At 70.2% G+C, this 21789-nt stretch carries 25 protein-coding genes; 13 read left to right on the plus strand and 12 right to left on the minus strand.

Annotation, left to right across the window (positions count from 1 at the left end; all coding sequences use genetic code 11):
- Positions 1–8: 8 nt before the first annotated feature.
- On the minus strand, positions 9–497 hold the full coding sequence (locus ACIRSS_RS07300; RefSeq protein ID WP_400891677.1) for a GNAT family N-acetyltransferase: 489 nt from the start codon (positions 495–497) through the stop codon (positions 9–11).
- On the minus strand, positions 494–1117 hold the full coding sequence (locus tag ACIRSS_RS07305; protein ID WP_400891679.1) for a hypothetical protein: 624 nt from the start codon (positions 1115–1117) through the stop codon (positions 494–496). The genes ACIRSS_RS07300 and ACIRSS_RS07305 overlap by 4 nt, the downstream gene beginning before the upstream one ends.
- A 113-nt stretch (positions 1118–1230) precedes the next feature.
- Between ACIRSS_RS07305 and ACIRSS_RS07310 the strand changes: the two genes are divergently transcribed.
- Both ACIRSS_RS07310 and ACIRSS_RS07315 read left to right on the plus strand, forming a co-directional pair.
- Positions 1231–1542, plus strand: coding sequence for an EthD family reductase (locus ACIRSS_RS07310; RefSeq protein ID WP_400891681.1), 312 nt, complete (start codon positions 1231–1233; stop codon positions 1540–1542).
- A gap of 105 nt (positions 1543–1647) precedes the next feature.
- The gene (locus tag ACIRSS_RS07315; protein ID WP_400891683.1) at positions 1648–2094 is read left to right on the plus strand and encodes a hypothetical protein; all 447 of its coding nucleotides are present in this window, start codon (positions 1648–1650) and stop codon (positions 2092–2094) included.
- Here ACIRSS_RS07315 and ACIRSS_RS07320 read toward each other — a convergent pair.
- Complete coding sequence (locus ACIRSS_RS07320) at positions 2091–2759, minus strand: response regulator (protein ID WP_400891685.1); 669 nt, start codon at positions 2757–2759, stop codon at positions 2091–2093. The genes ACIRSS_RS07315 and ACIRSS_RS07320 overlap by 4 nt on opposite strands.
- Positions 2756–3943, minus strand: a complete 1188-nt coding sequence (locus ACIRSS_RS07325; protein WP_400891687.1) for a sensor histidine kinase — start codon at positions 3941–3943, stop codon at positions 2756–2758. Before ACIRSS_RS07325 ends, ACIRSS_RS07320 begins: the two co-directional genes overlap by 4 nt.
- A gap of 130 nt (positions 3944–4073) precedes the next feature.
- Here ACIRSS_RS07325 and ACIRSS_RS07330 point away from each other — a divergent pair, with 130 nt between their 5' ends.
- A complete protein-coding gene (locus tag ACIRSS_RS07330) occupies positions 4074–4937 on the plus strand; it encodes a lysostaphin resistance A-like protein (RefSeq protein WP_400891690.1) in 864 nt (287 codons plus the stop codon).
- Here ACIRSS_RS07330 and ACIRSS_RS07335 read toward each other — a convergent pair.
- Positions 4934–5806: an NAD(P)H-binding protein gene (locus tag ACIRSS_RS07335; protein WP_400891692.1), complete on the minus strand. Its 873-nt coding sequence runs from the start codon at positions 5804–5806 to the stop codon at positions 4934–4936. The genes ACIRSS_RS07330 and ACIRSS_RS07335 overlap by 4 nt on opposite strands.
- 69 nt (positions 5807–5875) lie before the next feature.
- Here ACIRSS_RS07335 and ACIRSS_RS07340 point away from each other — a divergent pair, with 69 nt between their 5' ends.
- From ACIRSS_RS07340 to ACIRSS_RS07350, 3 genes are all read left to right on the plus strand, one after another.
- Positions 5876–6502 carry a TetR/AcrR family transcriptional regulator gene (locus ACIRSS_RS07340; protein ID WP_400891694.1) on the plus strand — a complete coding sequence of 209 codons (627 nt, stop codon included), beginning with the start codon at positions 5876–5878 and terminating at the stop codon, positions 6500–6502.
- Between the two features lie 158 nt (positions 6503–6660).
- On the plus strand, positions 6661–8121 hold the full coding sequence (locus tag ACIRSS_RS07345; protein ID WP_400891697.1) for an amidase: 1461 nt from the start codon (positions 6661–6663) through the stop codon (positions 8119–8121).
- Positions 8122–8129: 8 nt separating this feature from the next.
- A complete protein-coding gene (locus tag ACIRSS_RS07350; protein WP_400891699.1) occupies positions 8130–9116 on the plus strand; it encodes a MerR family transcriptional regulator in 987 nt (328 codons plus the stop codon).
- A gap of 48 nt (positions 9117–9164) precedes the next feature.
- On the opposite strand, the gene ACIRSS_RS07355 is transcribed toward ACIRSS_RS07350, so the two are convergent.
- Positions 9165–9362: an LPXTG cell wall anchor domain-containing protein gene (locus tag ACIRSS_RS07355; RefSeq protein ID WP_400891700.1), complete on the minus strand. Its 198-nt coding sequence runs from the start codon at positions 9360–9362 to the stop codon at positions 9165–9167.
- Positions 9363–9556: 194 nt separating this feature from the next.
- On the opposite strand from ACIRSS_RS07355, the gene ACIRSS_RS07360 reads away from it, so the two are divergent.
- Entirely contained in the window at positions 9557–10414 is an 858-nt protein-coding gene (locus ACIRSS_RS07360; protein ID WP_400891702.1) for a hypothetical protein, read from the plus strand.
- Here the strand turns inward: ACIRSS_RS07360 and ACIRSS_RS07365 are convergent.
- Positions 10396–10686, minus strand: a complete 291-nt coding sequence (locus ACIRSS_RS07365) for a hypothetical protein (protein ID WP_400891704.1) — start codon at positions 10684–10686, stop codon at positions 10396–10398. The genes ACIRSS_RS07360 and ACIRSS_RS07365 overlap by 19 nt on opposite strands.
- Before the next feature lie 108 nt (positions 10687–10794).
- Here ACIRSS_RS07365 and ACIRSS_RS07370 point away from each other — a divergent pair, with 108 nt between their 5' ends.
- Entirely contained in the window at positions 10795–11643 is an 849-nt protein-coding gene (locus ACIRSS_RS07370) for a hypothetical protein (RefSeq protein ID WP_400891706.1), read from the plus strand.
- Between the two features lie 57 nt (positions 11644–11700).
- Here ACIRSS_RS07370 and ACIRSS_RS07375 read toward each other — a convergent pair whose 3' ends face one another.
- Positions 11701–13242: an MFS transporter gene (locus ACIRSS_RS07375; RefSeq protein WP_400891708.1), complete on the minus strand. Its 1542-nt coding sequence runs from the start codon at positions 13240–13242 to the stop codon at positions 11701–11703.
- Positions 13239–13919 (minus strand): LppX_LprAFG lipoprotein, encoded by a 681-nt coding sequence (locus tag ACIRSS_RS07380; protein ID WP_400891710.1) that lies wholly within the window; start codon positions 13917–13919, stop codon positions 13239–13241. The genes ACIRSS_RS07375 and ACIRSS_RS07380 overlap by 4 nt, the downstream gene beginning before the upstream one ends.
- Positions 13920–14004: 85 nt before the next feature.
- Between ACIRSS_RS07380 and ACIRSS_RS07385 the strand changes: the two genes are divergently transcribed.
- From ACIRSS_RS07385 to ACIRSS_RS07395, 3 genes are all read left to right on the plus strand, one after another.
- Complete coding sequence (locus tag ACIRSS_RS07385) at positions 14005–14400, plus strand: Imm7 family immunity protein (protein ID WP_400891712.1); 396 nt, start codon at positions 14005–14007, stop codon at positions 14398–14400.
- A gap of 368 nt (positions 14401–14768) precedes the next feature.
- Positions 14769–15500: a hypothetical protein gene (locus ACIRSS_RS07390; RefSeq protein ID WP_400891715.1), complete on the plus strand. Its 732-nt coding sequence runs from the start codon at positions 14769–14771 to the stop codon at positions 15498–15500.
- Positions 15501–15670: 170 nt separating this feature from the next.
- Positions 15671–15997: a hypothetical protein gene (locus ACIRSS_RS07395; protein WP_400891717.1), complete on the plus strand. Its 327-nt coding sequence runs from the start codon at positions 15671–15673 to the stop codon at positions 15995–15997.
- A gap of 4 nt (positions 15998–16001) precedes the next feature.
- Here ACIRSS_RS07395 and ACIRSS_RS07400 read toward each other — a convergent pair whose 3' ends face one another.
- Both ACIRSS_RS07400 and ACIRSS_RS07405 read right to left on the minus strand, forming a co-directional pair.
- A complete protein-coding gene (locus ACIRSS_RS07400) occupies positions 16002–16211 on the minus strand; it encodes a hypothetical protein (RefSeq protein WP_400891720.1) in 210 nt (69 codons plus the stop codon).
- 55 nt (positions 16212–16266) lie between these two features.
- Positions 16267–17427 carry an epoxide hydrolase family protein gene (locus ACIRSS_RS07405; protein WP_400891722.1) on the minus strand — a complete coding sequence of 387 codons (1161 nt, stop codon included), beginning with the start codon at positions 17425–17427 and terminating at the stop codon, positions 16267–16269.
- Positions 17428–17509: 82 nt separating this feature from the next.
- Here ACIRSS_RS07405 and ACIRSS_RS07410 point away from each other — a divergent pair, with 82 nt between their 5' ends.
- A complete protein-coding gene (locus tag ACIRSS_RS07410; protein ID WP_400891724.1) occupies positions 17510–18082 on the plus strand; it encodes a CGNR zinc finger domain-containing protein in 573 nt (190 codons plus the stop codon).
- Positions 18083–18085: 3 nt separating this feature from the next.
- Here the strand turns inward: ACIRSS_RS07410 and ACIRSS_RS07415 are convergent, their stop codons facing one another.
- Positions 18086–18811 carry a hypothetical protein gene (locus tag ACIRSS_RS07415; RefSeq protein ID WP_400891725.1) on the minus strand — a complete coding sequence of 242 codons (726 nt, stop codon included), beginning with the start codon at positions 18809–18811 and terminating at the stop codon, positions 18086–18088.
- A 204-nt stretch (positions 18812–19015) separates the two neighbouring features.
- On the opposite strand from ACIRSS_RS07415, the gene ACIRSS_RS07420 reads away from it, so the two are divergent.
- Complete coding sequence (locus ACIRSS_RS07420; protein WP_400891727.1) at positions 19016–21781, plus strand: ricin-type beta-trefoil lectin domain protein; 2766 nt, start codon at positions 19016–19018, stop codon at positions 21779–21781.
- Positions 21782–21789: the final 8 nt, after the last annotated feature.

Below are 21789 nucleotides of genomic sequence, written 5' to 3' on the forward strand. Positions count from 1 at the left end.
CGACGTGGTCAGCGACCGCAGCGGTCCACGCGTGGCCAGGGCCAGTCGGTCGCGAGCCAGCGTGCGACGGCGTCGGCGAGCGGTCCGTCGAGGTCTGATCTGTCGGCGCGCACCCAGGACCGCACCGTGACGTCCCATTCGTCGGAGGCCGAGGGGTACAGGTAGACGCAACCGATGACGTCGTCGTCGCGCGGGTCGAGAACCGTGAAGGTGAAACCGGCGTGCCGCGCGAGGTCGTCGGCGTGGCGGCGAAGGTCGGCGAGGTTGGCTTCTGGGGTCATGCCGTCGCGGGGTGGCCAGTTGCGGTGGTGGTAGCCGGGAGTCGCCCGGATGTGCTCGATGCTCGACATCCAGGCGGCATGATCGGCGGAATTGTGCTGCGGCCCCAGCGGTTCGAGGCGAAACCGGTCGGCGACGAGCGAGGTCGGCGGATCGAACCCGTCCGGCACGAACTTGTCCGCGGAGCCCGCCCAAGGCAAACCTGCGCGGAAAGTCATGGTGTCCAAGAGCCGGTGAAGAGCGCCATCTCGACGCGGTCCGGTTCGTCGCCGAACCCGGGACGGGCGGCTTGGTCCGCTGCCCAGTGCAGGTAGGTCAGCCAGGTGCTGGTCCACCAGGCCGTGCTGTACTTCCCGGCCGGCCCTGCCGCCGTGGGCATTCGGCCCGCTACGACCCGATCCAGGATCAACGGCTGAATTCCCCCTTTGCCGCGGCGATAGCCGGTGAAGTAGAGCAGCTTCGTGAAGAAGGCAGCTCCGAGACCGGGGAGCTTCGCGGTGGTCGTGAACCGCTCGTAGCAGTCTTCGAGCACAACCGGGGTGACGAGGTCCGGACGCAGTCCGCCGAGCGCGGCTTCCAGCCGCTCGCCGGCCAGTTCCCGGGTGAGGACGCGGCCGGTCCGATACGGTCCGTACCCGCGGATCCCGTGTCCCCAGGCCAGTACGCCCGCCGCGAGCTGCACGCTCGAGACGTCCCGCGCACGCCAACGTTCGGCGAGGGCGAAGACCTCGTTGCGGTAGACCTTCCCGCTCGTGGCGAAGCCCGCCGGCCAGGCGTCCGGAGGTAGTCCGGCTGCCCAGCGCGTCGCGTCGACCGGGAAGTTCATTACATACGCCATCAGCGGATATTCGCTCGTTGCTCCCGCTCGTGTGCCTTTAGGGTGGCGGCGGTACGGCGACAGACCGCGACCTTCGAATTGTCGTGGTCGCTCGCCGCTGAACGGAGGGTGTCATGCACAAGCTGGTGGTCCTGTATCCCGAGCCCGCCGATCCCGACCACTTCCGCGACTACTACGTCAACAACCACCTCCCGCTGGTCAAGCGCATGCCCGGCCTGCTCGCGTGGCGCTACAGCTTCGAGGTGACAGCGACGCAGGGACAGACGCCGTACTTCGCGGTCTTCGAGGCCGAGTTCGCTGACGCCGCGGCAATGACCGCGGCAAGGTCGTCTCCGCAGGGCCTGCAGGTAACTGCCGATGTCGCCAACTACGCCACCGGTGGTGCGGTCGTCATCCACTACCCGGTGCAGGACGGCACCTGCTGAGCCTGGCCCGAGCTTGTGCGGCGAGTGCTTGGCCTGTGTCCTGGCTACGGCATCCACCCCGGGTCGGCCTGACGCGGATGGCGCCGTACCGACATAATCCGTCGCATGCCGCTGTTCGACTACTTCCGCGCACCCGATGCCGACGCCGTGCGACGAGTGCTGGATGCCGATGACGGGTCCACGCCGGTCGGTACCGCGTTCGACGGCGTCGAAGCGAAGGGCGTCGATCCGACCGTCGTGCTGGGCCAGATGGTCGCCGCGATCCGGCAGGTGCCGTGGAGTTCGGACCTCGTGGACGACCGCCTGGTGTGGCCGGCCGGTGGGGAAGAAGACGCCGACTTCGAGGGCCCCTGGGTGACCGAACTGGACACCTCGGTCCGCGATGCGCTGGCCCAAGCCGACGATCTGCCTCGCGTGGCGCAGGAGTGGGCACGGATCGAAGAACACGACGTCGACGTCGCGCACGCACAGGAGTTCATCGAGTCGATGGTCGGACTCGCGCGACGCGCTCGGGAAGCCGGGGAGCTCATGTTCTGCTGGACGAGCCTCTAGTACCCCTCACTGCTGACAAAGCCCGTCCGGTAAGCGAACACGACCGCTTGCACCCGGTCCCGCAAGTCCAATTTGGTCAGAATGCTGGAAACGTACGTCTTCACCGTTTCGAAGCCGAGCCCCAGCTCCTCGGCGATCTCCGTGTTGGACAAGCCTTTCGCGATCAACCGCAGCACCTCGCGCTCGCGCGGGGACAGGATCGCCGGTGCTCGGCTGTCCTGCGCCGCCGGCCGGACGCGGGTGGCGAAACGGCCGATGAGGTTTCGCGTCACCGCCGGGGCCAGCAGCGACTCACCCCGGGCGATCGTGCGGATCCCGTTCACCAGCTCGGTCACCGGGGAATCCTTGAGCAGGAACCCGCTCGCCCCGGCGCGCAACGCTTCGTAGACGTACTCGTCGGTGTTGAACGCCGTCACCACGAGCACCTTCGGCGGCCGGGTGGCGCCGGGCCGCGCGATCCGCCGGGTCACCGCGATGCCGTCCGGGCCCGGCAAGTGGATGTCCATGACGACGACGTCCGGGCTCAGGCGCTCGCTCGCTTCGAGCGCCGCCTCGCCGTCGGCGGCTTCGCCGACCACCTCCATGTCCGGCTGGGCCCCGAAAACCGTGGCATAACCCGTGCGGACGAGTTCCTGGTCTTCGCAGATCAGCACGCGGATGGTCATGCGCCACCGGCGATCGGGACCACCGCGCGCAGCCGGAACCGGCCGTCCGGCCGCGCACCGGCCGTCAGCTCGCCGCCGAGCGCCGAGACCCGTGCCCGCAACCCCGTCAGGCCGCGCCCGCCGGCGAGCTCCCGCCGGACCCCCACCGAGACCGGGACCGGCGCGGCGGAGTTGGTGACCTCGACCTCGACGCGGCCGTCCAGGTAGGCGGTCCGCACCTCGGTCGGCTGCCCGGCGGCGTACTTGACGGCGTTCGTCAGGCCCTCCTGCACCACCCGGTAGACGGCCAGGGAGACGTCGAGGGGGAGGGGCGGCGGATCGCCCGTTTCGGCCAGTTCGACGGGTTGTCCGCTCGCGCGCGTGCGCTCCACCAGGTCCCGCACGGTGCCCTGGACCGACGGCCGCGGCGCGGACTCGCCCGTGGCTTCCAGGACGTCGAGCTGGTGGCGCAGCTCGGCGAGCGCCTGCCGGCCGGTCGCGCCCATCGCCGTGAGCGCCTTGGTGACGCGGTCCGGTGAGCCGACCAGGAACTGCGTGGCGTCGGCCTGCACGACGATGGCGGTGACGTGGTGGGTGATCACGTCGTGCAGCTCCCGCGCGATGCGCGCCCGTTCCGCGGCGGCCGCGGCGGTCGCCGCCGACCGGCGCCGTTCGGACTCTTCCGCCCGCCGGTGCCGGACGAAGGCGCCCAGCACCCAGAACATGACGAAGATCAGGGAGAAGACCGAAAACTCGGTCAGGCGGTCGGGGGAGCCGAGGACGGTCAAGACGACGCAGAGCACGACGTACGCGGCCGTCGCCAGGCCGGCCGTGGTCCGCCGGAACCGCTCCAGGTACGCGCCGGCGGAATACAGCGCCAGGTACACGGTCACGGTGCTGAACTGCGGCTGGTAGGCGAGCGACTCGTGGACCGCGAAGGCGAGGCCCGTGATCGCCAGGCACGTTGCGGGCCGGGTGCGGCGCACAGCGAGCGGCACGGTCTGCGCCAGCACGAGCACCACCGAAAAGAGGTCGGCGGGCCGCCGCGGCAGGTCGCCGAACTCCGCGCCCATGGTGGCCAGCGCCGGCACGAACGCCAGCACGGTGAACACCACGGCGATCCCCCGGTCCACGACCGCGGCGTCCCAGCCCCGCCACCGGTTCCCGACCGCCCCCAGCCGCTTGCTGACCCACGTCGTCGGCATGGCGCAGAGCCTAGTATCCCCCGTGCGAGCTACCCGCCGATGTCCTCGGAAGGGGGAATCGCGTGGCCGCCGTCCCTTCTAGCTTTTCCGGCAACCCCCGCATTGTCCGGAACCGAAGGGATCACCCGACATGACTTCCCCAGCCGACGACACGACCACCGGCCGCCCGGCACCCTGGTCGCGCCGGTGGCGCTTTCCGTTGCTGCTGGCCGCGATGCTGGTCGTGATGGTCGTCGCGCAACAGCTGACCGTGGCCTTGAACGGCTTCAGCGTCGTCGACCTCGTCGTCGGTGTGGCCGTCGGCGGTGCCACGCTGTTCTGCTACGCACGGCTGAGCAAGCTCGTCGAACACCGGCGATCCGTGCCGGAGCTCGCGCGCGACCGGGCGCTGCCCGGGCTGCTGGGCGGAATCGCCGTCGGCGCCGGAGCCTTCCTGGCGACGATGCTGATCATCCTCGTCTTCGGCGGCTGGCAGGTCACGGAAGGCGACTCCTGGAAGTTCCTGGCGACGCTCGGCGTCATGGCCTGCGTGGCGGTGACGGAAGAAGTCGTGTTCCGCGGCGTGCTCTTCCGCATCGCCGAAGAGCGGTTCGGGACCTGGCCCGCCCTGGCGATTTCCGCGGTGCTCTTCGGCGCGGTGCACCTCGCCGGAACCTCCGAAACCGGCACGGGCGCGATGCTGTGGGGCGCCACCGCCATCGTTCTGCAAGGCGGCATCCTGCTCACCGCCGCCTACATCGCCACCCGCGCGCTCTGGATGCCGATCGGCGTCCACTTCGCCTGGAACGTCGCCGAAGCGGGGGTCGGCACGGCGGTGTCGGGCAAGTCGAGCGAGTTCGGCGGCCTGGTCCACACCGCGTTGTCCGGGCCGCCGGCGCTGACCGGCGGCTCCTTCGGCCCGGAAGCCGGGGTGGCCGGCATCCTGTCCTGCCTCGTCGCCGCGGCGTTCCTGCTGCGCTCGGCGATCCGCAACGGCCGGATCACCGCTCGCTAAACGAGAACCGGTGCGATGGCTTCCTCGGCGAACGCGCGGAAGGTGGTCTGCGTGGTGTTCTCGGCGGTGCGGGGGATCGCGTTGTTGATGCCGCGTTCGCCGGCCCGGTCCATGTCCACCACGGACCGGGCCATCGCCTCGGAGAACCCCCGGCCGACGAGGAACTGTTCGACGGCAGCGCGTTCCCCGGCCTCGTACCGGACGGGCGAGCCGAGGACGTCGCTCAGGATTCCGGCGATGTCCCGGTACGAGAGGTCCTCGCCGCCGAGGACTTCGACCGGGTCCTGCCCGGTCCACGTGTGGTCGAGCAGGTAGCCGGCGGCGAGCGCCGCGATGTCCTTCGTCGCGATCCACGGCATGGTGAAATCGGGCGGGATCGTGCCCGAGACGACGCCGTTCCGGATCGAGGCCACCTGCCGGAGGATGTTGTCCATGAAGCTGGGCAGTTCCAGGGCGCGCACGTGCGCCCCGGTGCTGCGGAAGAGGTCTTCCATCGCGTGCGACGCGGAGATGTGCCCGGCGTAGATCTGCGACCCGCGCCCGAGCGCGGAGATGACCACGACCCGCGGGACCGCGTGGCGTACGACGGCGTCGGCGCCCGGGATGGACGCGCTGACGTACGCCTCGTACGGACTGCTCGCGGTCGGGGCCGCCGGCATGAGCCAGAACAGCGCGTCGGCGCCGTCGAGGGCGTGCTCCAGGACGTCGCGATCGCGGTGCGACCCGACGACGACCTCGGCTCGCTCCCGCACTTCGGCGGGCAGCTTGCCGGGGTCCCGGACGATGAGGCGGACCGGCTCACTGTGCCGCAGCACCGCGGGGACGAGCTTGCTGCCGATCTGCCCGGTGGGAGCGGTGATCACGATCATGGATGATGACTCCGAACGACGAGGACCAGAAGTAAACTCGACTGTACCGTATACTTTGAGGTGGACGCCATGGCGAGACGCGGGGAAGCGCTGCGCGAGCACATCCTCGACACGGCGAAGCTCGCGTTCCTGGAGGACGGCTTCGAGCGGACCACCATGGACGCGATCGCCGCGCGCGCGGAAACGTCGAAGCGGTCGCTGTACGCGCACTTCCCGACCAAGGACGAGCTGTTCCTCGCGGTCGTCGAGCGCGTCCGCGCCCTGTTCGGAGCGCGGATGCGCACGCCCGCCGAGTACGCCGACCACCCGGCGGACGCGGTCGTGCGCTACTGCGGGCGCTTCCTGCAGCTGGTGCGGTGGTCGTCGGTCGCCCGGATGCTCCGGCTGGGCATCGCCGAGGCCGACCGGCTGCCGGACCTGGCGGCAGGCCTCTACGACGTCCTCTTCGGGACCACGGCCCGCGAGCTCGCGGCCCACCTGGCGGCGGCGTGGGGGCTGGCGACCGACGAGGCCGACGCGGCGGCGAACGAGCTGATCGGCCTCGTCGTCCACCCGACGCTCCCGCGCCTGTTGTTCGGAATCGAGCGTTCGGTGGACGAGCTGCCGGACGAGGCCGAGCTGGCCGCGGACGTCGACCTCGACCGGATCGCGCGGCTGTTCCGCAGGGTGCTGCCGCCGTCGGCGTCGGTGGATTAGAAGCCCATCTCGCGGCCCGCCGGGGAGACTTGCATCCCATTGCGCGACGCGGCATTTCATGGCTTATGAGGTGGAGTCGGCCTACGGCGCCCCGGGTGACCTTCGTTGCGCGAATCCGGATTTCGTGCCCGCAATGGCGTCTCGATAGCTTCGCATTCATGAAATGGAGCTATCAGACGGCCGAAGAACTCGTTTCCGCGTTGCGCGCCGGTGCGGTGACTTCAGTGGAACTGACCGATGAGGCGATCGCCCGCATCGAGCGCGACGACGTGGTGGTCAACGCGATCTGCGTACCGGATTTCGACCGGGCACGCGCCGCCGCGCGCCAGGCCGACCAGGCCCGCGCGCGGGGTGCGGACCGGCCGCTGCTCGGCGTTCCGGTGACGGTCAAGGAGTCCTACGACGTCGCCGGGCTGCCCACGACCTGGGGCATGCCCCCGCATCGGGACCACGTGCCGGCCGAGGACGCGGTGCAGGTGTCGCGGCTCAAGGCCGCGGGCGCGGTGGTGCTCGGCAAGACCAATGTCCCGTTGGGACTGCAGGACATCCAGAGCTTCAACGAGATCTACGGGACCACCGCCAACCCGTGGGATCCCGGCCGGACCTCGGGCGGGTCGTCCGGCGGGTCGGCGGCGGCCCTGGCGTCCGGGTTCGGCGCACTGTCCATCGGCTCCGACCTCGCCGGCTCGCTGCGCACCCCCGCACACTTCTGCGGCGTCTACGCGCACAAGCCGACGCTCGGGCTGGTGGCCGTTCGCGGCATGGTCGCGCCGTCCGAGCCGGCCCTGCCGGTCGACCTCGACCTCGCCGTCGTCGGCCCGATGGCGCGCAGTGCCCGCGATCTCACGCTCCTGCTCGACGTCATGGCCGGGCCGGACCCGCTGACGTTCGGCAAGGCGCACCGCTTGGCACTTCCGCCGGCCCGCCACGAGCGGCTCGCCGACTTCCGGGTTCTGGTCCTCGACGAGCACCCGCTCATCCCGACCAGCGCCGCCGTCCGGGCGGGCGTCAACCGGGTGGCCACCGCGCTCGCCGACGGCGGCGCGCGCGTCGAACGGCACAGTCCGCTGCTGCCCGATCTCGCCGAAGCCGCGGCGCTGTACATGAAGCTGCTGATTTCGGGCTCGATCGCGCGTTTCCCGATCGAGCAGCTGCCGACCCTCAGCGCGGACGACGAAAGTCTCGACGCGGTGCGGGTGCGCGCCCTGGACTTCAGCCACCGCCAATGGCTGGAGGCGAACAACAGCCGTGAGGCCCACCGCCACGGCTGGCGGCAGCTGTTCGCCGAGTTCGACGCGGTGGTCTGCCCGATCACGCCGACGCCGGCGTTCCCGCACGACCACCACCCCAATCCACTGGAGCGCCGCACCGACATCGACGGCGTCGAGTACCCGTACTTCGACCAGCTCGTCTGGGCGGGCTTGGCCACCATGCCCGGGTTGCCCGCCACGGCCATCCCCGCGGGGCGGTCTCCCGAGGGGCTGCCCGTCGGGGTGCAGCTCATCGGCCCGGCGTTCGAGGACCGCACCCCGCTGCGGCTCGCGGAACTGCTCGAACAGCGGATCGGTGGCTTCCAGGAACCGGCCGCCTTGACTCTCAAGCCGGTCGAGATCGCATAGTGGCGGGTATGAACGAGCTCTATCCCATCGGCGATGTCGCCCGCCGCACCGGTCTGAGTGTGAGCGCGATCCGGTTCTACGCCGACGAAGGCGTCGTGACGCCCACCGGTCTCACCGAAGGCGGCTTCCGGCAGTACGACGTGCACGCCATCGCCCGGCTCGAACTCGTGCGCACCCTGCGCGACCTCGGCGCCGGTCTGGCCGACATCCGCCGGGTGCTGGCCGAGGAGAGCACGCTGCAGGACCTGGCCGTCAGGCACCTGCGGCTGGTCGAGGACCAGCTGCGGCAGTTCCGCGCGCGCCGAGCGGTGCTGCGGACCATCGTGCGGCAGCACACCACCACGGAACAGGTGAGCTTGATGCACAAGCTCGTGTCGATGTCCGACGACGACCGCGACGAGCTCATCAGCCGGTTCTGGGACTTCGTGACCGACGGTCTGGACGTCCACCCCGGCTACCTGGAACGGCTGCACAACCGGCGGCCGCACCTGCCGGAAGAGCCGTCCACCGAGCAGCTCGAGGCGTGGATCGAACTCGCCGAGATCGTGCAGGACGACGGGTTCCGCACGGAGCTGCGGGCCCACTTCCACCGGGCTTTCGGCACCGAACAGGGCAAGCTGATGGCCACGCCGGAGATGCTGGCCCGCGCCGAGCGGCGGCGGCTCCTCTACCTGGAGGCGCAGGCGGCGCAGCAGGCAGGCGTCCCGGCGGACTCCGCGCAGGCCCGGGACATCGCCGAGCGGATGGTGGCCGACTCGGCCGCTTTCGTCGCGGCCATGACGGGTGACCACGACATCGAAAAGTCCCGCCGCACCATGGCCGAATTCGACCGGACGAGATCGGCGCAGAGGCGCGCCCAGCTGACCGGGACGAACTTGATGGTCAGGTACACCACGCTCGTCGCGACGATCAACGGAACCCCCAAGCCGGACCCGGACAAGACGGCGGCGGTCCAGGAATGGATGGCGGCCGCCTTGCGCCAGGAGCCGACCTGAGCCCGCTGGCCGCGCTCACCGCCGTGCTCCTTCATGCTGGGGCTTCGGTCATGTTTTGCGACGGCGCAGGAGAACGATCAACGCGCCGACAAGCGCAACACCTCCGGCCACCATCAGTACCGTTGCGATGACATCGACCGCTTCGCCGGCGGCAGGTGCCACCTGCAGCAGTGCGAAGACCGCGGCCAGCACGACCAGTACGCCGATGGTGACGCCGAGGAAGATTCCGCGTTGTCGCCTATCCACGCGAGCAGAGCGGACAGCTGCGGGGAACCGGCCAGCGCGCGTACGGTGTCGGCGAAGACCCGCCGCCGTGCTGGCGCGGCCGGCGGATCGATGTCCATTCCGGCGATAGTTCCCGATCATGGAGCTTCGGCCAACGCAATTCCGCTCGCCAGAACGTCGTTGCGGTCGTGGGCGGGCTGGGTCATGATCACGCCGTGGAACTCGACTGGTGGTACTTCCGCCGGCTGTACGAAGGCTTGCTCGAGCACGACGACTGCCGGGCGTACCTGGGCGACCAGCGGTCGGAGGCAGCCGACCACCTGGCCGCGTTGGAATCGCTCCGCAAGCGGGAACCGGTGCCTGCCGCCGGCGACGACGAGCAGCTGTGGCGGATCATGAAGCTGTACGGGCTCAGCCGGGTCAGCGACTACCTGATCGAGCGGTTCGGCGGCCAAGGCGAGCACGCGGAGTTCTTCTCGGCCATCGGACTGACGCCGTTCGAGCACGCCGAGTCGTTTTCCCCGTTCCACCACGAGATCTCCGCCGTGGTGCAGGACCCATCGGCGACCGCCGTGACCGTGGAGGAAGTGCTGTGGCCGGGCTTGTGGTTCGGCGACCTGCTGTTCAGCCGCGCCGGTGTCCGGGTGCGGGCCCCGAAGCACCTCGTCGACGCCACCGTGGCCACGACGTCGACGCTGTACTTCACCTTTCGCCGCGGGCAGCGCCCGACCTCCGACCTGTCCCACGGCTGGGGTTCGAACTCCCAGTGGGGGACCAGTTTTCCGCGGTTCTACTCCGACCAGGACGGCCTGCACCTCAACTGGGACGGCGAGGTGGACATCGGCGCCGATCCTCCGGCGCTTCGCGCGGGGTGGTCCGAGGAGGAGACGGAGCCGCTGGACGAGCGCCGAGAACTGTTGCTCCACCGCTGTTTCGTCCGCGGGCCGGTGCCGGCGGACGCAAGTGATCGGTACCCCTTCGACGACCGGCTCAGCCTGACCTCCGCGGAGTGGCCGCTGCGCCCGGAGTCGATTGTGGACGCGCGACCCGATGTTCAGAAGCCCGAAGGGTGAACGGACAGCCAGTCGGTGTGGCGATGTTTCAGGTCGTCGTGTTCACCGATTGCGGGCAGCAGGACGTCGGAGCCTCCGTCGTCGGCGGCGGCGCGGAGCAAGTCGTCCACGAGGTCGGGTCGCCAAGGCCGACGGCCGGCATAGCGTTGCGATTCGGGCAGGCTGTGGAAACGCACCCATCGGTCGCGGTACGCCAGTTTCAGCTCATCGGCGAACGGACGGCACTCGGGCCACTGCCGCTGCCACAGGGGGGACAGGTCGTCGTCCGACACGTGATCACCTTTCCGGGGCTCGCCGCCGGGTCGACTGAGCCCGCTGAACCTACGCGCGAAGTGATCCACGTGCACCCTGCCGTACCGACCGGATGGTATGTTGACCCGGTGATCGAAACGGCGCGGCGGACCTGGCGATTGCTCGAGCCTTACCACGGAATGATCTACTTCGCCCCGGAAGCCGTTGCCGCGTACGGGGAACTCGGTCTTCGCGGCCGCGCGGGCTACTTCGCGTCGAGGTCCGCGGCGCTCGGCGCGGTCCCGGCGCCGGTCGTCGTCGCCACCTTCTACAACTTCAACCCGGTCCTCGTCGAGGAGTCGATCGCCGGCGTCTGGTCCGTGACCGACCCGGCCGCGGTCATCGCCGCCCGCTACGCCGCGGCCGATCAGGCCCTGCGCGGCACCCTGGGCGACGCGATCACCTCACCCGAGATGCGCCGAGCCGCCGCCCTCCTGCGCACGGCCGCCGAGACGGTCACCGGCGACGTCACCGGCCGCCCCCTGTTCGCCGCGCACGCGGCCCTGCCGTGGCCCACCGAACCCCACCTGGTCCTGTGGCACGCGCAGACCCTGCTCCGCGAGTACCGCGGCGACGCCCACGTGGCCGCCCTGCTGACAGCCGGCCTCAGCGGCGTCGAAGCTCTGGTCACCCACGCCGCATCCGGCGCCGTCCCCGCCGATACCCTGCGTACGTCCCGGGCGTGGTCCGAGGCGGACTGGAGCGGAGCCATCACCGGCCTCCGTGAGCGGGACTGGCTCACCGGCGACGCCGACCCGACGTTCACCCCCGACGGTGCGGCCCGCCGAGCGGAGATCGAGAAAGCGACCGACGAGAACAGCGTGACTCCCTACGCGCACATCGGCGAGTCCGCCTGCGCCGAGCTGCAAGACCTGGTGCGTCCGTTCAGCCGGGCGCTCGCCGAGAAACTCATGCCCTGGGCACTCGCGAGGAAGTAGCAGCGGAACGCGCGCCTCTCAGCAGGCTTTCGTGAGATGACCGACTCGTACGCCTGATCAAGGTGCCGTGGATGACCGGCCCGGCTCACCGCTCACGACGGCCCGGGGCGTCCGGCTGCCGATGGACACGGCGACGGCCGCGCCGGCCAGGCAAACCACGGACGTGATCAGGAAGATCGCCCGGTATTCCGTCAGCAGCGCCTCGCGGACCGCGCCGAGGTAGTCGGCGAGTGCCCGGTCGTAGGCCGGTGCGGACGGGAACAGGATCCGCAGCGGTGGGTTCAGCGACGCGGTCAACGTGTGGAAGTAGTGCAGGCCGAACGCCGACACGGCGGCGACGCCGACCAGCATCCCGGTCATCCGCGCGACCACGACCGCGGCCGACGCGACGCCGTGCTGGGCGCGCGGCACGGCACGCAGCGCGACAGCCGACAGCGGGGCGATGACCAGGCCGAGCCCCAGTCCGGCCAGCGCCAGGTCGACGTCGAGGCGGGGGAGCCCCAGGACCGACTTGGCCGCGAGAACGTCGGCGGGCCAGCGGGACATCAGCAGGTAGCCGCCGGCGGCGATCAGCATCCCGGCGCCCGCGATCCAGCGTTCGCCGATCCGCGTGGCGAGCAGGCCGCCGAGCAGCGCGCCGACCGGCAGCGCGACCAGGAACCTCAGGAGGAGCTCGACGCTGCCGCCGTCGTCGCGGCCGAGCAGTGTCTGCGCGAACAAGTCGACGTCGACGAGCGTGATCATCAACGCTGCCCCCGCGGCGACGCTCGTCCCGAGCGCGGTGAGGAACGGCCGCAGTGACACGTTCGCCGTGTCGATGAGCCGGACCTTGGCGCGCGATTCCCACCAGAGGAACGCGGCCAGGCTGAGCCCGGCGCCGATCAGGAACGGCACGCCCCACGACGGCAGTACCTGCTCGCCTGGGTTCGGGTTGTCCAGGCCGATGACGAGCAACGCCAGCGTGAGCGCCAGCAGCAGGACACCGACGAGGTCCACGCGCGGCCGCTCGGCGGGTTTCCCACCACGCACGGAAACCTGCACCGCGACGGCGGCCAGCACGGTCAGCGGGACGTTCACCCAGAACACGCCGCGCCAGCCGGTCGCGGCGGCCAGCCCGATGCCGTAGAGCGGCCCGAGCACGCTGCCGAGCTCCTGCGCGGCGCCGACCGCCCCCAACACGGCGGAGCGGCGGTTGCCCGGCCACAGATCCGCGGCCAGCGCGAGGGTGACCGGGAGCAGCGCGCCCCCGGCGGTCCCCTGGATCACCCGGCCCACCACCAGGAGTGGCACCGTGCCGGCCAGCGCGGTGACGACCGACCCGGCGAGGAAACCGCCGAGGCAGGCCTGCAGCAGCAGCTTGCGGCCGAAGCGGTCGGAGAACTGGCCGAGCAGCGGCATCGCGGCCACGTAGCCGAGCAGGTAGCCGGTGATGACCGGCGTGACGATCTCCAGCCGGTTCACCGGAACGCTCAGGTCGTCGATGATCTGCCGCAGCAGGCCGACCACGACGTAGGTGTCCAGGGCGCCGAGCAGCACGGCGAGACCGCCGGCGCCGACCGCGAGCGCGCGGCCGCCGCGCACGCCGTTCAGCCCGGTCACGCCGGCGCGGTGATGGTGACCGGCTTGTCCACGTCGGACAGCGTGACGTCCACGCTGGCGCCGCCCGGGTACCCCAGCGAAGCCTTGACGGGCAGGTGGCCGCCGTCCTGCCGGAGCCAGAAGGTGGCGTTCGCGTCCGAGGACACCCCGGGAACCAAGGCGGCCAGCGCGTCCTTCGGCACGGTTCCGGTGACGCGGTACGTCGGCGTGCCGTCGACGTCTTCCTTCCCGTCCGTCTTCGGGTTCTGGACCGAGGACAGCACCTTCGGGATGCCGCGCTGCGGGTCGAGGATCGCGGACGGGTCGTAGATCGAGGAGCTCAGCGCCGCGGGGATCTGCTGGAACCCGCCGGTGGGTCCCTTGATGTAGAGCGAGCCGTTCACCAGGACGAACTGGGCGTCGACGACCTGGCCCAGCAGCTCCAGCGTGCCGGTGCCCTTCGCGCCACCGCCGTTGGCCTTGGTCAGGTCACCGTCGAGGCTGTGCACGCTGAGGCCCTGCACGGTGCCGTTGACTTTCAGCGTGAAGTGCGTGCTGGTGACGCCGCCCATGGCCGTCGCGCTGTCTTTGAGCAGGGCACCGGCTTCGGGCAGCGACGCGTCGCCGTTCGAGGAGCAGCCGGTGACGATCGCCGCGCTCAGGGCCACCAACGCGAGCAGGGTGCGCCGCAGAATCATGTGTGCACCCTAGAGCAGGAGGCACGCCTCGGCACGAACCGCCTCGCGACCGGGGACTGGGCAGAACCCGTCTTGGACTCTCGCCATGTTCGAGTACCACGGGTGGATAACGCTTCGCCCGACCGCCGAAGCACTCGACGACGAACCGCCGCTTCGGCTCGGGGAGATCCAAAGCCTGGTCGACGAGCACGCCGGCTACGCGTTGATGGATCTTCAGCCGATGAATGGCACCTACTACATCCATCTGGGCGGGAACCCGAATCGCAGCGGGCAGCACGGACCAGCGATGGTCGACTTGTTCGCCAAGGTCGGTCAGCTCGCCCCCGGGTCATACGGGCTGCTGTACGTCCACGACGACGAGCATACCGAGCACATGCTGAAGTTCCGTGTCTTCCGGCTGGCGCGGGGCATGGTCACTGAGCACGCCGACCACCTTTTGTCACCGGTGATCCCCACATTGGAAGATCCCGAGGCAAACTGACCTCGAAGACGACGCATCCGCTCATCGGCATGAGCGCGAGGGCGCAATTCGGTCGCCACTGCACGTGCTCCGAGCTCCGCTTGCGCGGAGCCCGCCCAAGGCGTATCTACCCGGGTAAGGGTGCGTCCTGCCCGTCGCGTGGTGGGGGTGGCAGCCCGTTCGAGCCGGGCCGGGTCCGGGGAACTCACGCCTCGACGGGAGGTGTCGGGGTTCCCACATCATCCTGCTCATCGGCCGCGCCCGGGACGCCATTGCATACCCTCGTGTTCCGGTGAAGATCGGCGTGACGCGGCGGGCGTGGCGATCGATGGGCTCTGGCTACGGGGTGCGAGACTGGGCGACGGCTTGACGACGCGAAGGAGCTCGCTGTGGCCTCTGATGCCCTTGACCGACCGGTCCCGGCGTCGAGCGGGCCGGTCCTCGAGCTGCTGGACAAGGCCATTGGATTGCCGACACCGCTGGTGCGCAAGAACATCGCCCGGGCGCGTCAGCGCAATCCGGAGGCGACACCGGCCGAGGTGGTTCGCACCCTGGAGCGGATGTACGTCAGTGCCCTGGCGGGCACCGGAGCCGCGGTCGGGGCCACTGCGGCCGCGCCCGCTGTCGGCACCGGGGTCGCGCTGGCACTGTCGGCGGGCGAGGCCTTCTCTTCGCTCGAGCTAAGCACCCTGTTCGTGCTCTCGGTCGCCGAGGTCCACGGCGTTCGGCTGGACGAGATCGAACGCCGGCGGACGCTGGTCATGGGGATCCTGCTCGGCCAGTCGGGTTCCTCGACCATTGTCGGAAAGGTCGCCGAGCGCACCGGTCGGCATTGGGCCGGCCAGCTCGTCAACAGGGTGCCCGCGGCGACGCTGCGCCAGATCAACAGCGTCCTGGGCAAGAACTTCATCACCAAGTACGGCACCAAGCAGGGCATCATCGTGCTCGGCCGGGTGGCTCCGTTCGGCATCGGCGCGGTGATCGGCGGTGGCGCCAACGCCACCGTGGCCGCCCTGGCAGTCCGAGCAGCCCGACGCGCGTTCGGCCCCGCGCCACAGTCATGGCCCGAGACCGAGCTGGTTCCGGGGGAGGGTGCTGATGGCCCGCTCAGCGTGGATTGAGGCGGCCAGGCGCGTCACCGAGGGCGCTCGGGAAAACGTGCGTTGCCCAGAGAATGGTGACGACTTTCTGGAAGTCGAATGGTTTCCGAATGACGGTGGCGTCAGTGGTGAGTATCGGCTGCGCTGCCCGTCGTGTGGTGCCGAGAACTGGATTCGGAAGGGTTGACGTAGTGCCCGGTTCGGTGCCGGTGGACTATCGCGAAACCGGGTTGCGAGGGCTGGGCATGGGTATCACGAGCCCCGGTGGGCGGGAGGCGGTTCGGTGGTGGTTGGGCGAACTGGCCGAGGAGCTGGTGCAGGGCAGGCTCTCGGTCGCCGGGCTCGCGCGCGGGATCGTGCCCGGGGAAGACTGGATGACCGAGGATGAGTACCGCTTCGCGCATCTGGGCTACTACTGGCAGGACATGGTGGATCTGGCCTCGGCCCCGCAGGTTCGCGCCGCTGAGGTCGACCTGCTCGACGCGGCCAGGGCGATCCTGCCGCAAGCTTGCGGCTGATTGGTCAAGTCTGGTTCCGGCCCTTGAACCAGGCGTAGAGAAAAACCACTCCGAGAAACGCGCACAAGATGAAGAGGACGATTCCGAGTACCAAATACAGCGTACTGCTGTGGTTTACAGCCATCACTGCTCCGACGGCGGCACCTGCGAGCAAAACCAAGGCGGCGAGAAGCATTCCCGGCGGCGGTGCCGCTTTGGCGTTGTCGCGAGTCATCGGCTCATCTCCCACACTACATAGTAGTCACAAGGGGTCGTGCGTGTCGCCGGGTTCAGTGACTGGCGGCCAGCACCGCCGCGAGCCCCTCTCGCAGATCCTCGACGAAGAACCCGGGAACCTCCAGCGACGGGAAATGGCCCCCGGTCTCGGGTGACCCCCACCGGACGATCCGGCGGAACCGCTCCTGCGCCCACGGGCGCGGGCACTTCTCGATGTCGCGGGGATACACGCTGATCGCCGACGGGACGTGGACCCGGAGGGCGGGGTCGAGCGAGTCGTGGCTTTCGTAGTAGATGCGGGCGGCCGACGCGCCGGTGCGCGTCAGCCAATACAGCGTCACGTCGTCGAGGACGCGGTCGAGGGAAATCGTCTCGAACGGGCTGTTCGACGTGTCCGTCCACTCGGCGAACTTGTCGAGGATCCACGCGAGCAGCCCGACCGGTGAGTCGACGAGCGAGTAGCCGATGGTCTGCGGCCGCGTCGCCTGCTGCTTCGCGTACGCCGCGCGGTCGCGCCAGAAGTCGCGGGTTTCCTGCGCCCACTTGCGTTCCGGCGCCGTCAGGCCGTCCGTGGGCAGCCCGGGCGGTGCCTGCGCCGTCGTGGTGTGGATGCCGATGACGCTCTCCGGGAACCGGCCGCCGAGGATCGTCGTGATCACGCCTCCCCAGTCGCCGCCGTGGGCGGCGAACCGGTCGTAGCCCAGCCTCCTCATGAGCTCGACCCAGGCGGCCGCGATCTTTTCGGTGCCCCAGCCGGTGGTGGCCGGCTTGTCGCTGTAGCCGAAGCCCGGCAACGACGGGGCCACGACGTGGAACGCCGGCGCATCCGCGTCTTCCGGATCGGCCAGCTCGTCGATCACGTCGACGAACTCGGCGACGCTGCCCGGCCAGCCGTGGGTCAAGAGCAGGGGAGTGGCGTCCGGGCGCGCGGACCGGCGGTGCAGGAAGTGGATTCCCAGCTCGTCGACGACCGTGCGGAACTGGCCGATCCGGTCGAGGCGCGCTTCGAACGCACGCCAGTCGTACCCGGTTCGCCAGTAGTCCACGACTTCGGCGAGGTCGGCGAGCGGGACGCCCTGGTCCCACCGGCGAGGGCCGGACGCGGCGCGGTCGATCGTCTCGGCTTCCGGCAGCCGCGCCGCGGCCAGCCGCGCGCGCAGGTCGTCGAGGTCGGCGTCGGTCGCGTGGGCTGCGAATGCGTGCACGTCGGGCATGAGACCTCCTGGCGTCGTGTGAACCGGCTTAGACGGTTCTAACACGTCTCGCCGCCGAGGGGCAACCTGCTAAGCTGGTTCCATGCGTGCTGGGTTCCCCGACTTCCGGCTGGGTAGCGTTCTGGCGACCAGCTTCACGGGCACGCTGACCGAGCGTCGGGGCAACGCCCTGGAGCGCATTCCGACGCCGGAGCGGCTCGTCGACTGGCTGAACGTGAACGGCCTCGCCGTGCAGTCCTGCACAGCCGCCCAGCTCGAACTCGCCCGGGAACTGCGGGAAGCGATCCACGCCACCGCCACCGCGGCCGCCACCGAGGACGCGCTTCCCGAGTCCGCTGTCCGGATCATCAACGAGCGCAGCGCTCAAGGCCGCGCCGCGGCGATCCTGACGCCCGAAGGCGACCGGCGCTGGCAACTCGGCTCGGCGTCCTCTGTGGAGGATGCCCTGGGCGTGATCGCCGCCGACGCGATCAGCATCATCGCCGGCGAACGGGACGGGAAACTGGCCTTGTGCGCCTCGCCGACGTGCCAAGCCGCTTTCTTCGACACCAGCCAAAGCCGTACGCGCCGGTGGTGTGACATGAACACGTGCGGGAACCGTCAGAAGAAAGCGCGGTTCACCGCCAACCAGCGGAAAAACTCGGCCCGGCAGTGACGATCACGACGGAAGGCCGGCTCCGACGGCCCGCCGGTACTCGCGGTGCAGCCGAGCGAACCGCACGGGATCGACGGCGGCCGGGTCGGTCAGCAGCTCGATGACCGCTGCGCCGCGGCGAGTCCGGCGGACGCCGGCGCCCAGTTCCGCGGGGAGGGGTGCCAGCTGCCGGTGGCGCTCGGCGCCGAAGTAGGTCGACCAGCTCAGCCAGTCCGGCCACGAACCCGGGGCCGGCGGGGTGGCGCGCAGCGTCGGATCGGGCAGCTCGGACCAGATCTGCTCCAGCGACCACTCGTCCTCGACGCGGCCGAACAGCGCGCCGGTCTCGTCCGCGATGGCGATCCACAGTTCGGTGAGCCGCCGGTGCAGTTCCCGGAACGGTTCGGCCCGGGCATCGGGCTCCCGCCGGCAGTGAACCGAGTCGAGCGACAGTGTCACCGAGTCCCAGCCGTGCGCTCCGGGCCTGGTTGTCACGAGGACGTCCGCCTCGGACCGGGTCCACAAGTTGGTGCTCCACGAGCCCGTGGCGAGGGCCGGCACCAGCTCTTCCCGGTCCAGCACCCGATGTTCGCCCTCGTGGCCCGGGGAGTTGTCGAAGCCGTTGATCCCGCCGCCCGGCCGGTGGGGCGACAGCCCGGCCGCGCCGGCCAGCGCGAGCAGCCGTTCGGCCGTCGCCGGGGTCAGCGTTCCGCCGGGTAACGCCAACGTCCACCACCAGTCCGAGCCCATGGCAGGCATCCTCCCTCGCCGGCGCTCCGCACGGAACCGGATTTGCTGCGTCAGGCAGGCCGAGGCCGAGGGCGCACTGGACCGGACCAATCACGAGACACGATCGCCGGCGGGCCTTGACTCCACGTCGGGCCGGGCACTGTGCTGGTACCGCGGATGTCCGACTCCGAGCGCCCTTCCTGCTGAGCCCGAAGGAGACCTCCCATGCGCCGCGGCACGCTACCCCGCCGGCTTTTCCTCCTGTTCCCGGCGGCTCTGCTCGCCGCCGCGTCGCTGGGAGCCGTCGCGACGCCCGCGGCCGCGGCCACCACCACGATCGCCGTCGACGGCGGCAGCACCGGGCGCACCTTCGACGGCGTCGGCGCCATCAGCGGCGGTGGCGGGAATTCGCGGCTGCTGATCGACTACCCGCCTGCGCAACGGGCCCAGCTCCTCGATTACCTGTTCAAACCGGGTTACGGCGCCGCGGTGCAGCTGCTGAAGCTCGAGATCGGCGGGGACGCGAACTCCACCGACGGTGCCGAGCCGAGCCACCAGCACGTGCGCGGTGAGATCGACTGCAACGCCGGCTACGAGTTCTGGCTCGGTGAACAGGCGGTCGCCCGCAACCCGGCGATCAAGCTGGTGGCGCTGCCGTGGGCGGCGCCGGGCTGGGTCGGTGGCGGGAACTTCTGGTCCCAGGACATGATCGACTACGACATCTCCTGGCTGGACTGCGCCAAGCAGCACGGCCTGACCATCGGCTACCTCGGCGGCTGGAACGAACGCGGGCACGACAAGACCTGGTACGAAAACCTGCGCTCGGCACTGAACGCGCGTGGCTACGGCGCCGTGCAGATCGTCGGCGACGACACCGGCTGGAACACCGCCGACGACATGCTCGCCGACAGCCGGTTCGACGCGGCCGTCGGCGTCGTCGGCTCCCACTACCCGTGCGGCTACCTCTCCGACGCGACGACGTGCGCGTCATCGGCCAACGCTGTCGCCACCGGGAAACCGTTGTGGGCCAGCGAGTTCGGCTCGCAGGACTTCAACGCCGGCTCGGCCGCGTACATCCGCACGATCACCCGGGGCTACCTCGACGGCCGGATGACCGGTTTCATGAACTGGCCCCTCATCGCCGCCCTGTACTCCAACCTGCCCTACAGCACGGTCGGTCTCGCCACCGCGAACACACCGTGGTCCGGCGCCTACCAGCTCGGGAAGAACCTGTGGGCCAACGCGCAGGTGGCCCAGTTCACCCAGCCCGGCTGGAAGTTCCTCACCGGTTCGGCGAGCGGCTACCTCGGCGGGAACCGCGCGGGAGGCAGCTACATCTCCCTGAAACCCGTCAACGGCACCGACTACTCGACCATCTACGAAACCACCAGCGCGACGGCCGCGCAGACGGTCGACGTCACCGTCTCCGGAAACCTCAGCGGCGGCACGGTGCACGTCTGGTCCACCGACCTCGGGTCCTCGAACGCCGCCGACTACTTCGTGAAGCAGGCCGACGTCGTCCCGTCGTCGGGGAAGTACTCGCTGACCCTGCAGCCGAACCGGATCTACACGGTCACCACGACCACCGGGCAGGGCAAGGGCACCGCGACCGGTCCCGCGGCGGGAACGCTGGGCCTGCCCTACTCCGAGACCTTCGACGGCTACCCCGCGCACAGTGCCGCCAGGTACTTCTCCGACATGCAGGGCTCGTTCGAGGTCCGCCCCTGCGCCGCCGGACGCGGCGGGCAGTGCCTGCAGCAGGTCGCCCCGGTCCGGCCGATCGAGTGGCAGGACGACAGCGACGCCTTCACCCTCGCCGGCGACCCGCACTGGAGCAACTACACCGTCAGCACCGACCTCGACATGCAGCAGGCCGGCACGGTGACACTGCTCGGGCGAGCCGGCCTGCAGAACCGGCCGCAGAGCCACCAAGCCGCCTACCAGCTGCGCGTCGCCGACACGGGCGCGTGGTCGATCGCCAAGAACAGCAGCGGTGGCGTGCTCACCACCCTCGCCTCCGGTTCCCGCGCGGCACTGGGCTTGAACACGTGGCACACGGTCAAGCTCGGGTTCAGCGGCAACCGGATCACCGCGAGCGTCGACGGCGTCGTGCTCGGCGCGGTCACCGACACGGCGTTCACCACCGGGCTCGTCGGCCTGGGTGTCGTCGGCTACCAGACGAACCTCTTCGACAACGTCTCCGTCACCCCGAACGCCGACGGCGACCTCGGCGGCATCCTCAAAGGCCGGGAGTCCGGGCTGTGCACCGACGTTCCGGCGGCGAGCCAGGCCAACGGCACCGCCGTCGCCCTGTGGGACTGCACCGGCGGCGCCAACCAGAGCTGGACCGCGACCCCGGCCGGGCAGCTGACGGTCTACGGCACCAAGTGCCTGACCGGCGGAGCGGACAACGGGGCACCCGTCCGGATCGACGACTGCGACAACTCCGCCGCGCAGCAGTGGACGGTCGGCGCCGACGGCTCGGTCGTCAACGCCGGATCGGGCCGGTGCCTCGACGCGAGCGCGCACGGTACGGCACCCGGTACCGCACTGGTGCTCTGGGACTGCACCGGGGGCGCCAACCAGAAGTGGGCCCGCGGCGACACCGACGGCATCCTCAAGTCCGCGGAGTCGGGCAAGTGCGCCGACGTCCCGGCGGCGAACCAGGCCGACGGCACCGTACCCGCGCTGTGGGGCTGCAACAACGGCAGCAACCAGGCGTGGACCTCGACGGCGACGAACCAGCTCAAGGTCTTCGACACCAAGTGCCTCGAGACCGCCGGCGGTGCGACGGCCGACGGCACGGCGGTGCAGATCCACGGCTGCACCGGGGCCGCCACGCAGCAGTGGCGGGTTCAGTCCGGTGGCGCGGTCGTCAACGTCGGGTCCGGCAAGTGCCTCGACGTGAAGGGTCACGGCACCGCCGACGGCACGCCGTTCGTGATCTGGCCCTGCACCGGCGCGGCGAACCAGCAGTGGTCCCGCGGCTGAGCGGGCGA

The organism is Amycolatopsis sp. NPDC101161 (assembly GCF_044768185.1).
GTDB lineage: Bacteria > Actinomycetota > Actinomycetes > Mycobacteriales > Pseudonocardiaceae > Amycolatopsis.